Below are 14,178 nucleotides of genomic sequence, written 5' to 3'. Positions count from 1 at the left end.
TGCGGACTGCACAAGCCCTTGCGGCGATTTATCGAAACACATGTGTGTCGATCAGTCGGTCGCGGTCCATTCGGTGTCAGGGTCCAATGGATAAACCGGCCGTTTCACACGCTCGAATCTGAACAGACGGTAGTCCGAACTCGTGACGCCACGGCTATCGCATTCGACGAGCGCCGCCGCGATCGGCACGAAAACCGGCCGGCAATACATGCGTGATTTGAGCAGCAGAAAACGCGCGCGGCGCGGATCGATCCCGACGCTCTCGAACACGCCGAGATCCCACGGCTCATGCGTGTGTTCGGTCACGACGAGTTTCACCGTGCCGGCGTCGAGCACTGCCGCGCGCCCCATGTATGCGCGCTGGCCGGTATAAGTCGGGCCGCTGATCACGTATTCGCCGTCGGTCAGCGCGCGCACGACGCCGGTCAGGGCGAGCGGCGAACGGGAAGGCAAAGCATCGTTTGTCAGCTTGTTGCCGATCGCGAGCGTGACTGTGCTTCCGACCCCCGAGGCCGCCAGGGCCGCGACCGCCTGCGGGTCGCACAACGGCCCGCTAACGATGCGGTCGAGGCCCTGCTTCAATGCTTCCTCGAGCAGATCCATCGTGTCGCACGTGCCACCCGACATGCAGTTGTCGCCATGATCGAGCAGCAGCACCGGTTTGTCGGCGCCGCGCGCCAGCGACGCCGCCTGCGCGACCGATTCGGCCAGCGGCGCGCTGCGATAAACGAATTCGTCGCGCTCGTCCCAGATCTGTCGAGCGATGCGTCCCGCGACCGCCTCCGCATCCGCGCGTTCGCCATTGCCCACGACGACGACGCTAATGCATGGCGCGTCGATATCGGCGAGCGAGAAGCCCGCCAGCACCGACACCGCGAGCACGCCGTCGGCTTCGGCGGCGCGAGCGGCATCGAGCGCGTGTTTCATCGCGCCGTCGGCGCTCGCGCTGCGCAGCGTGTGCGTGAGCAGCGGCGGCTGACGCCACGCAATCACCGGTTTCGCGCGGCCGTCGATCATGTCGAACAGCAGGCGCGCTGCGTGTGCGCCAGTCTCGTACATGTCGACGTGCGGATAGGTTTTGAAACTGACGATGATGTCGGCGTTGTCGATCATCTTTTGCGTGACGTTGCCGTGCAGATCGAGCGCGACCGCGATCGGCGCGTGCGGCAACGACGCACGCACGCGCGCGAGCAGATCGCCTTCGCCATCGGTCGAGTTCTCGGCGACCATCGCGCCGTGCAGATCGAGCATCACCGCGTCGCAACCGGTCGCGGCTGCCACGATCGCGTCGCAGATCGTATCGTAGGCGGCGGCGTCCACCGGCCCGCTCGGATTCGCCATGGCGGAGATCGGCGTCACGATTTCGGCGTGCGCGCGCTCGGCGGCGTCGATGAACGCGGCCATCGCGGTTTGCATGCCCTCGTTTTCTTCGAAGGCGGCGCGGCCGTAGCTGGGACCATTGCGGCCAAATGCGGCCAACGGGGTTTCTACCGGCGAGAACGTGTTGGTCTCGTGGTTCATGCGTGCGATCAGGATCTTCATGGGCGTATCCTCCCTGTCCCCGACGCCACGCTCAGCTCACTTGCAGCGGCTTCCAGATGATCGGCGCGCGCGTCCTCGATTTCGTTGTGGCTGATGCCGTCCTTGCACGGAACGAAGACCGTCGCGCTGGGTGTGATGCGCGCGAAATAGAACGCGTCATTGCCCGCGCCGCTGGTCACATCCGTCGAGGACAGGCACCTCGAGCCAGCCGACCGTGGCGCGGCGACGCGGCGCATGATCGAGCGCGCAACGCGGTTCACCACATGGAGCCCGCACCGTTCCTTCCCCGGGTTGAACGCGGCTGGATGGCGCTTGCCGACGAGACTTGCTCCGTTCCGGCTTGCTGGTCGGCGTTGTTCCAATTGTCATGATAGAGAGCTTGGCCGAGGCTGGCGATCGGACGCGCGCGAGGTGGCAATGCGGCGAAGTCTTTTCGCGGGCGAGCATGGGAGGCAAAACCGCTGGATTCGTGGGTAGCGATCGGCGCACTGCGGGCGATGCAGCTGTCATTCCACTCGACCACGGACGCCGCAACATGCTGGCAATCTGCGCGCAAGTGGTCGCCAGCAAACGTTTTCGTCGAAGGAAGCGGTTAAAGCGCAATGAAGGCTCAACCTTTTTCGAAGCGCGCCGTTATTGCATGTGCTCAGGCAAACCCCTTGGATCTCCATGGCACAACCGATTCCTTTCCGCAACACTGGCGCCGCCCGCGCGCGGCATGCCAAAGCCATGCTGTTGCCCATCGCGCGCCAGATCGCCGACGATCTCGCGCTACGAGTTCATCTGTCGCTCGACGCACTGCGCCGCGGCGTCGGCACTAAGAGCGATGCACAGACGCTCACGCAGATCATGCTTTTGACCAGTTACCTTGCCGATGCAGGCTTCGGCTCGATGAGCCATGAAGAACTCCACGCCGCGGACCGCATTTCGGCGACGGTGTTCGACACAGGTCGGGAACGCGACGAATGGAAGCTGGACGAAGCGGGCTTCGAGCTCTTTGCATCGATCGCGACGAGGTACGATCGGCAGTTGCATCGCGCCCCGCTTTGGGCGATTACGGAGGCCAGTGAGAGACTCGACCGCTTTATCGCAGGAGGATCCGATCGAGCGCCGGCGCGTAAGCGAGCATAGCGATTTTGGAGAAAGTGCCGACCGCCTGAACCAGAAGGACACGGATTTTGGACGAACGCGTCGAAAGTCGCACGGTTACGCGGATGCGCTGCGGATTGGAAAGTAGTGAAGCGGTGAAGCGAGCGATATTGGCCGCGTAAACGCAAAAACCCCACCGCTGGGGGTGGGGTTTCTGGCTTTGGGGGAGCCTGACGATTACCTACTTTCACACGGGCAATCCGCACTATCATCGGCGTGGAGTCGTTTCACGGTCCTGTTCGGGATGGGAAGGGGTGGGACCGACTCGCTATGGTCATCAGGCATGACGGGTTGCTGCGTCGCTCTCAGGTTGGGGTCAACCCGGCGCCACAGCCAATCGGGAAGAAGCGTAAAGGATTCGTGTGTGGGGTTGTGTTGTTTCTGGCACAACACCGATCTCAACCGGCATGTCTTCATCCCCTTCGGGGATCGGACACCCGTAAGCGCTGAAGCGCTGACGGTTGTCGAGACACACCTGTTATAGGATCAAGCCTTACGGGCAATTAGTATCAGTTAGCTCAGTACATTACTGTACGTGCACACCTGACCTATCAACGTCCTGGTCTTGAACGACCCTTCAAGGGGCTCGAAGCCCCGGGGATATCTCATCTTAAGGCGAGTTTCCCGCTTAGATGCTTTCAGCGGTTATCTCTTCCGAACATAGCTACCCGGCGATGCCACTGGCGTGACAACCGGTACACCAGAGGTTCGTCCACTCCGGTCCTCTCGTACTAGGAGCAGCCCCCTTCAAATATCCAGCGCCCACGGCAGATAGGGACCAAACTGTCTCACGACGTTTTAAACCCAGCTCACGTACCTCTTTAAATGGCGAACAGCCATACCCTTGGGACCGGCTACAGCCCCAGGATGAGATGAGCCGACATCGAGGTGCCAAACACCGCCGTCGATATGAACTCTTGGGCGGTATCAGCCTGTTATCCCCAGAGTACCTTTTATCCGTTGAGCGATGGCCCTTCCATACAGAACCACCGGATCACTATGACCTGCTTTCGCACCTGTTCGACTTGTCAGTCTCACAGTCAAGCACGCTTATGCCATTGCACTATCAGCACGATTTCCGACCGTACCTAGCGTACCTTCGTACTCCTCCGTTACACTTTGGGAGGAGACCGCCCCAGTCAAACTGCCTACCATGCACTGTCCCCGATCCGGATTACGGACCAAGGTTAGAACCTCAAACAGATCAGGGTGGTATTTCAAGGACGGCTCCACGCAAACTGGCGTTCACGCTTCATAGCCTCCCACCTATCCTACACAGACCGGTTCAAAGTCCAATGCAAAGCTACAGTAAAGGTTCATGGGGTCTTTCCGTCTAGCCGCGGGGAGATTGCATCATCACAAACACTTCAACTTCGCTGAGTCTCGGGAGGAGACAGTGTGGCCATCGTTACGCCATTCGTGCAGGTCGGAACTTACCCGACAAGGAATTTCGCTACCTTAGGACCGTTATAGTTACGGCCGCCGTTTACCGGGACTTCAATCAGGAGCTTGCACCCCATCATTTAATCTTCCGGCACCGGGCAGGCGTCACACCCTATACGTCCACTTTCGTGTTTGCAGAGTGCTGTGTTTTTATTAAACAGTCGCAGCCACCAGTTTATTGCAACCCTTTCACCCTTCTGGCGCAGGCCAGTCAAGCTACCAGGGCGTACCTTATCCCGAAGTTACGGTACCAATTTGCCGAGTTCCTTCTCCCGAGTTCTCTCAAGCGCCTTAGAATACTCATCTCGCCCACCTGTGTCGGTTTGCGGTACGGTCACTGTGAAACTGAAGCTTAGAGGCTTTTCCTGGAACCCCTTCCAGTTGCTTCGCTTCCGAAGAAGCTCGCGCCACACCCTTGAGTCCTGTGCCCGGATTTGCCAGGGCACCCTCTCCAATGCAGCGACCGGGACTTCCAACACCCGGACAACCTTCCGCGATCCGTCCCCCCATCGCATTTCACAATGGTGCAGAAATATTAATCTGCTTCCCATCAGCTACGCATTTCTGCCTCGCCTTAGGGGCCGACTCACCCTACGCCGATGAACGTTGCGTAGGAAACCTTGGGCTTACGGCGAGGGGGCCTTTCACCCCCTTTATCGCTACTCATGTCAGCATTCGCACTTCCGATACCTCCAGCACACTTTCCAGTGCACCTTCGCAGGCTTACGGAACGCTCTCCTACCATGCACATTAATGTGCATCCGCAGCTTCGGTATATGGCTTAGCCCCGTTACATCTTCCGCGCAGGACGACTCGATCAGTGAGCTATTACGCTTTCTTTAAAGGGTGGCTGCTTCTAAGCCAACCTCCTGACTGTTTTAGCCTTCCCACTTCGTTTCCCACTTAGCCATATTTGGGGACCTTAGCTGGCGGTCTGGGTTGTTTCCCTCTTGACACCGGACGTTAGCACCCGATGTCTGTCTCCCGTGATTGCACTCTTCGGTATTCGGAGTTTGCTATGGCGAAGTAATCCGCAATGGACCCCACAACCATGACAGTGCTCTACCCCCGAAGGTGATACACGAGGCACTACCTAAATAGTTTTCGGAGAGAACCAGCTATTTCCAGGTTTGTTTAGCCTTTCACCCCTATCCACAGCTCATCCCCTAACTTTTCAACGTTAGTGGGTTCGGTCCTCCAGCACGTGTTACCGTGCCTTCAACCTGGCCATGGATAGATCACCTGGTTTCGGGTCTACACCCAGCGACTGGACGCCCTGTTCGGACTCGCTTTCGCTACGCCTGCCCTAATCGGTTAAGCTCGCCACTGAATGTAAGTCGCTGACCCATTATACAAAAGGTACGCCGTCACCCCTTACGAGGCTCCGACTGTTTGTATGCATGCGGTTTCAGGATCTGTTTCACTCCCCTCCCGGGGTTCTTTTCGCCTTTCCCTCACGGTACTGGTTCACTATCGGTCGATCACGAGTATTTAGCCTTGGAGGATGGTCCCCCCATCTTCAGACAGGATTTCACGTGTCCCGCCCTACTTGTCGTACACCCAGTTCTTTCCCGCTGTTTTCGTCTACAGGGCTATCACCTGCTATGGCCGCACTTTCCAGAGCGTTCGACTAACAATGAGAATAAAGAGTACAGGCTGATCCCATTTCGCTCGCCACTACTTTGGGAATCTCGGTTGATTTCTTTTCCTGCGGTTACTTAGATGTTTCAGTTCACCGCGTTCGCTTCACATGACCTATGGATTCAGTCATGGATACTCCATTAGGAGTGGGTTTCCCCATTCGGACATCTCCGGATCAAAGCTCGTTTGCCAGCTCCCCGGAGCTTTTCGCAGGCTACCGCGTCCTTCATCGCCTGTGATCGCCAAGGCATCCACCACATGCACTTGTTCGCTTGACCCTATAACGGGTGTGTCTCAATGATTGCTCACCGCAGATCACATGCCGCTACAGGTTGAGTATTCGTGTTGCGCCGTATTCCAAAGGCAATCTCTCGATTCCCTTAAAATACATCGATACAATCACAACCCTGATTCACCTACTCACGCACCCATCTCCAGGTACGCTTTCGTGAATCTCTTTACTACTTCTTCCTGATTGTTAAAGAACGACAGCCGATATCACGATTTGATCGTGTACCGCTCTGACTGGCTCAATCGCCAATGCGCAACGCTCTGCCTTCATGCAGAACCCTGCGCATTGAGGATTGGTGGAGGATGACGGGATCGAACCGACGACCCCCTGCTTGCAAAGCAGGTGCTCTCCCAGCTGAGCTAATCCCCCAGTCTCACACAACACACACTCCAGAGGTTTCACCCGACCAGCTCACCAGACAAGACAGTGGTGGGTCTGGATGGATTCGAACCATCGACCCCCGCCTTATCAAGACGGTGCTCTAACCGACTGAGCTACAGACCCCTGAGTCTGTCTGCGTTGCTTCTACCAAACTACAGCCGATAAGCGTGAGCACTTGAGTGCAAGGAATGCATAGCTCTGGAAAGGAGGTGATCCAGCCGCACCTTCCGATACGGCTACCTTGTTACGACTTCACCCCAGTCATGAATCCTACCGTGGTGACCGTCCTCCTTGCGGTTAGACTAGCCACTTCTGGTAAAACCCACTCCCATGGTGTGACGGGCGGTGTGTACAAGACCCGGGAACGTATTCACCGCGGCATGCTGATCCGCGATTACTAGCGATTCCAGCTTCACGCACTCGAGTTGCAGAGTGCGATCCGGACTACGATCGGTTTTCTGGGATTGGCTCCACCTCGCGGCTTGGCAACCCTCTGTTCCGACCATTGTATGACGTGTGAAGCCCTACCCATAAGGGCCATGAGGACTTGACGTCATCCCCACCTTCCTCCGGTTTGTCACCGGCAGTCTCCCTGGAGTGCTCTTGCGTAGCAACTAGGGACAAGGGTTGCGCTCGTTGCGGGACTTAACCCAACATCTCACGACACGAGCTGACGACAGCCATGCAGCACCTGTGTGATGGCTCCCTTTCGGGCACTCCCAGCTCTCACCAGGATTCCATCCATGTCAAGGGTAGGTAAGGTTTTTCGCGTTGCATCGAATTAATCCACATCATCCACCGCTTGTGCGGGTCCCCGTCAATTCCTTTGAGTTTTAATCTTGCGACCGTACTCCCCAGGCGGTCAACTTCACGCGTTAGCTACGTTACCAAGCCAATGAAGGCCCGACAACCAGTTGACATCGTTTAGGGCGTGGACTACCAGGGTATCTAATCCTGTTTGCTCCCCACGCTTTCGTGCATGAGCGTCAGTATTGGCCCAGGGGGCTGCCTTCGCCATCGGTGTTCCTCCACATCTCTACGCATTTCACTGCTACACGTGGAATTCCACCCCCCTCTGCCATACTCCAGCGCTGCAGTCACCAATGCAGTTCCCAGGTTAAGCCCGGGGATTTCACATCGGTCTTACAGCACCGCCTGCGCACGCTTTACGCCCAGTAATTCCGATTAACGCTCGCACCCTACGTATTACCGCGGCTGCTGGCACGTAGTTAGCCGGTGCTTATTCTTCCGGTACCGTCATCCCCCCGGGGTATTAACCCAGAGGTTTTCTTTCCGGACAAAAGTGCTTTACAACCCGAAGGCCTTCTTCACACACGCGGCATTGCTGGATCAGGCTTGCGCCCATTGTCCAAAATTCCCCACTGCTGCCTCCCGTAGGAGTCTGGGCCGTGTCTCAGTCCCAGTGTGGCTGGTCGTCCTCTCAGACCAGCTACAGATCGTCGGCTTGGTAGGCCTTTACCCCACCAACTACCTAATCTGCCATCGGCCGCCCCTTGAGCGCGAGGTCCCGAAAGATCCCCCGCTTTCCTCCACAGAGCGTATGCGGTATTAATCCGGCTTTCGCCGGGCTATCCCCCACTCCAGGACACGTTCCGATGTATTACTCACCCGTTCGCCACTCGCCACCAGACCGAAGTCCGTGCTGCCGTTCGACTTGCATGTGTAAGGCATGCCGCCAGCGTTCAATCTGAGCCAGGATCAAACTCTTCAGTTCAAACCTGTTACTGTTTTCGGTTCAGTTACGAACCGGTCGCTCACTCAACGTACTGACGATGATTGATCCGTCTTTCGACAGACAAACCTTCCTCTAATACTGTGTGAGGCTTCTGATACTTTTGCCTTGCGGCAGACTCCGGAGAATCCGCCGCCGCATTCCGCATCAAGCGCCCACACTTATCGGCTGTTAGTTTTTAAAGATCGATCCGCCCAACCCGCAGCACCAGAACCACCACTACCCGGCACCGCTTCGTTTGCGTCGCTGCGTCTGCAGCAGAGAAACGAGATTATGGAGAGCGATCGACAACGCGTCAAGCCCCTTCTGCGAATTTCTTTTGGGGACAGCACAAGAGCGTGCGACTCCATATAGAAGAAAACGACAAGCCTCCCCTTGTGTAAGGATCAACGCGCCCCTATCTACGTCGTGTCCCGCGCATGCACGCATGCCTACGCACCGGCGCAGCCTCACGCATGCACGCGACAACAGCGACGATGATTTGATGTGCACCCATGAGCGCGAACCTCCAAGCTCGTATATAATGCGAGCCGCGCAAAATTTCGCATGTCCATCGGCCCGCTTCGAGCGGGCTCATCTTTTTTGCTCCCCAGAGCACAGCCCAACAACCGCGTTGAGTCACATCAGGTGATGCTGAGCCCTGCTCGAAACGCCTGACGGTAGCGTCTTGCGTCTCATAGCGAAGCCTCTAGAGGAAATTACGTGAACCCTTTTGATCGCGAAGATTCGCAACACGAAGCCGCCGCCTTCACTGCCAAAGTTCCGTCCGGCCGTTCGGCCAAAGGCAAGGGCGCCGGCAAAGCGATCCCTGTGGCAGCCGAGCTGCCGCCGCACCAAGCCGAAGAACGCCAGCGCCTGATGCGCGCACTGATCCAGCTGGGTAAAGAGCAAGGCTACCTGACCCACGCGCAGATCAACGACCACCTGCCCGACAACTTCACCGCCACCGCCGCGATCGACAGCATTGTCAGCGCGTTCAGCGACATGGGCGTGCAGGTGTACGAGCAGGCGCCGGACGCAGAAACGCTGCTGCTCAACTCGAACTCACCCGCAGTCGTGTCGGACGACCAGGCGGACGAAGAAACCGAAGTTGCGCTGTCGACTGTCGACTCCGAATTCGGTCGCACCACCGACCCCGTGCGTATGTACATGCGCGAAATGGGCGCGACCGAACTGCTCACCCGTGCAGGCGAAATCGCGATCGCGAAGCGCATCGAAGACGGCCTGCACGAAATGGTGCAGGCGATCGCCGCATGCCCGCTCGCAATCTCCGCGATCCTCGCGAGCGCGCAGCAGGTTGCCGACGGCGAGCTGCGCATCGACGAACTCGTCGACGGTCTGAATGAAGAGACGGGCGCCGCGGAAGAAGTCGAGAGCGCCGATGCGGATGCCGAAGAAGACGGCGTTGCCGACGAAGACAGCGACGACGAAGAAGAAGACGACGACGGCCCGGCCGATTCGTCGGCAGCGGACGAAGCTCGCCTGAAGCAGCTCACGAGCGACTGCCTCGAAATCTTCGCCCAGGTCGGCATTCTGTACGACGAGATGAACGCGGCGCACACGCGCGGCGACGTCACTTCGAAGGGCTATCTGCGCGCACGCGAAGAGATTCAGCAGCACCTCGCTAAGATCCGTTTCACCGCACGCACGATCGACCGTCTGTGCGGCGACGTGCAGCACCAGGTCGCGCAAGTGCGGGCGATCGAGCGCAACATTCTGCAGATCGTCGTCTCGAAGGCCGGCATGCCGCGCGAGAAGTTCATCGAGACGTTCGCGGGTAACGAGGCCGACCTCGGCTGGACCGAGCGTGCCGCGCGCACCGGCGCTTCGACGTACGGCGCGGCGCTCGAGCGTCACCTGCCGGCCATCCAGTCCGAACAGCAGAAGCTGATCGACATCGAAGCGACAGTGTCGCTGCCGCTCAAGCATCTGAAAGAGATCAACCGCAAGATGGTCGCGGCCGAATCGAAGATGCGCAAGGCCAAGAGCGAGATGATCGAGGCGAATCTGCGTCTCGTGATCTCCATCGCGAAGAAGTACGTGAACCGCGGCATGCTGTTCCTCGATCTGATCCAGGAAGGCAACATCGGTCTGATGAAGGCCGTGGACAAGTTCGAATACCGTCGTGGCTGGAAGTTTTCGACGTACGCGACCTGGTGGGTCCGTCAGGCCGTCACGCGTTCGCTCGCGGATCAGGCGCGCACGATTCGCGTGCCGGTGCACATGATCGAAACGATCAACAAGCTGAACCGCATTTCGCGCGAGATCCTGCAGCAGACCGGCCAGGAAGCGCATCCGGCGGTGCTCGCGGAACGCATGGAGCTGTCGGAAGAGAAGGTGCGCGGCATTCTGAAGATCGCGAAGCAGCCGGTATCGCTCGAAACGCCGGTAGGCGACGACGGCGATGCGACGCTGGGCGACATGATCGAAGACGCAGCCGTGTCGTCGCCGGCGGATGCCGCGATGCAGGCCGACCTGCGTGCCGCAATCGACGACGCGCTCGACTCGCTGTCGCCGCGCGAAGCGAAGGTGCTGCGCATGCGCTACGGTATCAACACGAAGTCGGATCACACGCTTGAAGAAGTGGGCAAGCAGTTCGACGTGACGCGCGAGCGGATCCGTCAGATCGAGAGCAAGGCGATGCGCAAGCTCATGCATCCGAGCCGCGCGGACCGTCTGAAGTCGTTCCTCGACCGATAAGCGTTTGCCACGCTTGCCGCGCGATGCACGGCAAGCCGCGCACACGTCATACACAAGCAGCGGGATGAACCGGTCAACGGTGAGTCCCGCTGTTTGCTTTTGTGCTGTACGTTCCCGATAGTCTTGCTCGCGCGAGTTCTCGGCTTCGCGTCTCCCCTGTTGTCCACAGATTTTGGGAACAAGCTTGTGGACAAGCTGCGCATGACTGCGCTAACTCATTGAGCGTACGGCGTTTCGCGCTCTCGCCTTCGATGAGTCGCGCGCCCCATCCTTTGCCGCCCACCGTGCGAACTGCGCCCCCCCGTCGTTGCGCGCTCAACGCAAGTCCAAGCTCAAAACGCGCCGCCATGATCCAGCAAGTTCAGCATGCCCTCGCCGGTCAGCGGGGCAGCCATGGTGCTTTGCCCCAGCATGTGCGGATCGAGGTAGCCGGAAACCTGCAGCGTGTCGGCGGCAAAGCGCATCAGCCGATGCAGCACGATCGGCGCGCCGCAGCCGAGCGTGAACACGATGATCGCAACGTTGCCACACTGCAAACCGAGCAGACGCGCGACGCTGACGTTGCTGCCGAAATGCAATTGCGAGCCGAGCGACGTATTGCCCATCACATGGCGCGTCAGCGCGGCGACATAGAAGCCGCGGATCAGCATCGTGCCGATGGAGAACAGCGCATAAAACAAAAACAGCGATCCGAGCGCGGCCCGCCACGGCGCCCCACCGGCCCCCGACACGTTGCCGACATGCATCGATGCGAGAGCGCCCTGCAGAAACACCATGAACAGCACCGCAAAAAGAACGACCACGCCGACGAACGTAACGAGAAACAGACCGTAGACGAGCCCCGCGCGCCCTTTGAAGCGAAACGACAGGCTACCCAGGCTGCTCGCGTTGATACGGCGCTCCGTCAGACGCATCGATGTCCATGGCATCATCTGACCAAACGTGACAACGCACAACAGCGCATACAGCAGCGCGCGCACGCCGTAGCCGAGCGCCGAGCCGGTCATGCCGCCGCGAATGCCGCACCACTGCGTGCGGCTCAGCCGATAGCGCTGCGCGCTGAAAAACGCACCTGCCGCGAACACGACGATCAGCAGATAGAACGCGATGACCGGCAGCGAATCGAGTGCCGCGTTTTTCGTCAGCATGCGCAAGACCACGCTCGCCGCGCCCGCCGCGAACACCGCGCCGAACACGACCACGACGGCTAACAAAAAGCCCTTGAATAGCTCGCCCCCGGTGCCCGTGTACTCGAAGCGCTCGTCCTGAAACCGCATGTGCGACCAGACATAGCGCCGGTTGCTCGTGGTCGCCCAGAAGCGGTAAATGCCGAGCGTCACGATTTGCAGCAGCAGGTTTCTGAAAAAGATGCCGTAGAGGTCGCCGAGCGTGCCGTCGTAGATCAGCAGCGGCCGCTTCTCGTCGAGTGAATTCATTGCGTTGCCCTCTTTTCTTCATTTAACGTTTTTTGTGGCCCGCTCACGCATACTCGTGCGGCACTCATATGCGGCATGCGTGAGCGAACGCGACGGGCGACGGTGCTTTCCCGTGCGAAGGCCGGCCCGTGTGGCGCGAGCCCATGCAAAACCTGTCTTTCAGACACTCAGGGAATCACGCAAAACGGAAGCCGGCCGGCAAACACATAATTACACGGTTTCTTATCTTTATAAATGGCATTTCCGCATATAAATCGGCCATTTTGATTACGAAATTTGGCAAGGTGCGAATTTATTCAATTCGCATAATCTTGAAATTAACGGGTGCAATAACGATTTCATTGGGGCGATGATTTGATGGCCCGCTCGCGAGTACGAGCCTTCGGCCGCGGCTCGGCACGACCGGCGTCATGCAGCGGCATACACGGACGAAAACGATTGCGTATTCGCACTTCACAGAATTTTCAATCAATAAGGAATGCGGTGAAATCTGCTAAATCGTCACAATTTTTGGCATTTGAATAAAAAACCCGGCTGCACATTAGATGCTTGCCGGGTAATTTCCCGCATTGCACTGATTGCGTTGATGCAATCCGGGTTTTATTGCCCCTGGAAGTACAGCTCGAGCGCGCGCTTCATTCGATGCACGCCGGTTTCGATCTCCTCCACCCCCGACGCGGCAAACGACAGACGCAGCGCCGCCCTATCGACCGCGTCGTTGTAAAAAGCGACGCCCGGCACGAACACCACGTTCTGTTCGATGCACATGCGCAGATAGTCGGACGCATCGCCCGCCGCGTTCAGGCGCGCCCATACGAACATGCCGCCCGCCGGGCGATGAAACGCGATGTGCTGCGCGAGATGCGTGTCGAGCGCATCGCACAGCGTGCGGCATTTCACGGCATACGCATCGATGATGCGCGGCAGATGCCGCTCCAGCGCTCCGCTCGCGAGGTACTCGGCGGCCATCACCTGGGTCCATGGCGCGCTGCACAGATCGACGGTCTGCTTGGCGATCACGCAACGCCGCACGATGTCCGCGTGCGCGACCATCCAGCCGACCCGCAAACCCGGCGCGACGATTTTCGACAGACTCGAAAAATGCACGACCCAGTCGCGCGAATCGGGCACCTGCTCGCTCAACGCGAAAAGCGAAGGCACGGCCGTGCCATCGAAACGAAGATCACCATACGGATCGTCTTCGACGATCACGAACCGATAACGCGCCGCCAGTTTCAATAGTGCGATTCGACGTTCGAGAGACAACGTCGCGCCAGTCGGATTCGCGAACGTCGGCACCGTGTACAGCAGCTTGGGAGCGCGACGCAGCGCGCCCGTTTCGAGCAGCGCGGCGAGCTTCGCCACGTCGACGCCGTGCTGATCCACGGGCACCGTGACGACGTCGGCCTGTTGCAGCTTCAGCGCCTGCAACGTGGCCGGATACGCGGGCTGCTCGACGAGCACGACGTCGCCGGGCGCCACCATCACCCGCAGCAGCAAATCGAAGCCTTGTTGCGAACCGGTCGTCACCAGCAGGTCTGTTGGCGCGCATCGCGCGCCGCGCCGCGCCATCAGTTGCGAGAGCTGTTCCTTGAGGATCGCGATGCCATCGGTCGGGCCGTATTGCAGACACAGCGTCGGCTGATGCGAGGCGCGCGCGGCGGCGGCATCGAGACCTTCACGGTCGAACAGATCGCTCGCCGGATAGCCGCCGGCAAACGAGATCATGCCGGGCTGGGCGAGGTATTTGAACAGCTCGCGGATCGGCGAGCCGCTCGGTGCTTCGAATGCGCGATTGAATGAGAACATGATGACGGCCGCCTGCCTTTCGCGTGATATCG

Annotated in this window: 5 protein-coding genes, 2 tRNA genes, 3 rRNA genes and 1 pseudogene; 2 read left to right on the top strand and 9 right to left on the bottom strand. The window is 59.0% G+C overall.

Features of this window, described 5'->3' with window-relative positions; translation table 11 throughout:
- Positions 1–51: 51 nt before the first annotated feature.
- Positions 52–1,542 carry a M81 family metallopeptidase gene (locus BC1002_RS26465; protein ID WP_013093066.1) on the bottom strand — a complete coding sequence of 497 codons (1,491 nt, stop codon included), beginning with the start codon at positions 1,540–1,542 and terminating at the stop codon, positions 52–54.
- Positions 1,539–1,733, bottom strand: a pseudogene (locus tag BC1002_RS26460) (Zn-dependent hydrolase); the annotation flags it as partial. The gene BC1002_RS26465 and the pseudogene BC1002_RS26460, both read right to left, overlap by 4 nt.
- A 478-nt stretch (positions 1,734–2,211) precedes the next feature.
- On the opposite strand from BC1002_RS26460, the gene BC1002_RS26455 reads away from it, so the two are divergent.
- Positions 2,212–2,673 (top strand): hypothetical protein, encoded by a 462-nt coding sequence (locus tag BC1002_RS26455; RefSeq protein ID WP_013093065.1) that lies wholly within the window; start codon positions 2,212–2,214, stop codon positions 2,671–2,673.
- A 186-nt stretch (positions 2,674–2,859) separates the two neighbouring features.
- Here BC1002_RS26455 and rrf read toward each other — a convergent pair.
- The 5 genes from rrf to BC1002_RS26430 form a co-directional block, all read right to left on the bottom strand.
- Positions 2,860–2,973, bottom strand: a 5S ribosomal RNA gene (gene rrf, locus BC1002_RS26450).
- A 200-nt stretch (positions 2,974–3,173) separates the two neighbouring features.
- Positions 3,174–6,053, bottom strand: a 23S ribosomal RNA gene (locus BC1002_RS26445).
- Positions 6,054–6,360: 307 nt separating this feature from the next.
- Positions 6,361–6,436: transfer RNA gene (locus BC1002_RS26440), tRNA-Ala, on the bottom strand.
- A gap of 58 nt (positions 6,437–6,494) precedes the next feature.
- Positions 6,495–6,571, bottom strand: a tRNA-Ile gene (locus BC1002_RS26435).
- A 79-nt stretch (positions 6,572–6,650) separates the two neighbouring features.
- Positions 6,651–8,183: ribosomal RNA gene (locus BC1002_RS26430) — 16S ribosomal RNA — on the bottom strand.
- The 16S, 23S and 5S rRNA genes sit together here with 2 tRNA genes alongside, the layout of an rRNA operon.
- 720 nt (positions 8,184–8,903) lie before the next feature.
- On the opposite strand from BC1002_RS26430, the gene rpoD reads away from it, so the two are divergent.
- Positions 8,904–10,901 (top strand): RNA polymerase sigma factor RpoD, encoded by a 1,998-nt coding sequence (gene rpoD / locus BC1002_RS26425; protein ID WP_013093064.1) that lies wholly within the window; start codon positions 8,904–8,906, stop codon positions 10,899–10,901.
- Positions 10,902–11,233: 332 nt separating this feature from the next.
- Here the strand turns inward: rpoD and BC1002_RS26420 are convergent, their stop codons facing one another.
- Both BC1002_RS26420 and BC1002_RS26415 read right to left on the bottom strand, forming a co-directional pair.
- Positions 11,234–12,337, bottom strand: coding sequence for a YjgN family protein (locus BC1002_RS26420; RefSeq protein ID WP_013093063.1), 1,104 nt, complete (start codon positions 12,335–12,337; stop codon positions 11,234–11,236).
- Between the two features lie 600 nt (positions 12,338–12,937).
- The gene (locus tag BC1002_RS26415) at positions 12,938–14,146 is read right to left on the bottom strand and encodes an aminotransferase-like domain-containing protein (RefSeq protein ID WP_013093062.1); all 1,209 of its coding nucleotides are present in this window, start codon (positions 14,144–14,146) and stop codon (positions 12,938–12,940) included.
- Positions 14,147–14,178 lie beyond the last annotated feature (32 nt).

The organism is Paraburkholderia atlantica (genome assembly GCF_000092885.1).
Taxonomy (GTDB): Bacteria; Pseudomonadota; Gammaproteobacteria; order Burkholderiales; family Burkholderiaceae; genus Paraburkholderia; species Paraburkholderia atlantica.
Note: the sequence above shows the minus strand (reverse complement) of the source record. Positions and strands in the feature narration are given on the sequence as shown.

Coding starts and splice junctions, on each gene's coding strand:
- BC1002_RS26415 (WP_013093062.1), bottom strand. CDS start 14,146: ATGTTCTCATTCAATCGCGCATTCGAAGCACCGAGCGGCTCGCCGATC.
- BC1002_RS26420 (WP_013093063.1), bottom strand. CDS start 12,337: ATGAATTCACTCGACGAGAAGCGGCCGCTGCTGATCTACGACGGCACG.
- BC1002_RS26455 (WP_013093065.1), top strand. CDS start 2,212: ATGGCACAACCGATTCCTTTCCGCAACACTGGCGCCGCCCGCGCGCGG.
- BC1002_RS26465 (WP_013093066.1), bottom strand. CDS start 1,542: ATGAAGATCCTGATCGCACGCATGAACCACGAGACCAACACGTTCTCG.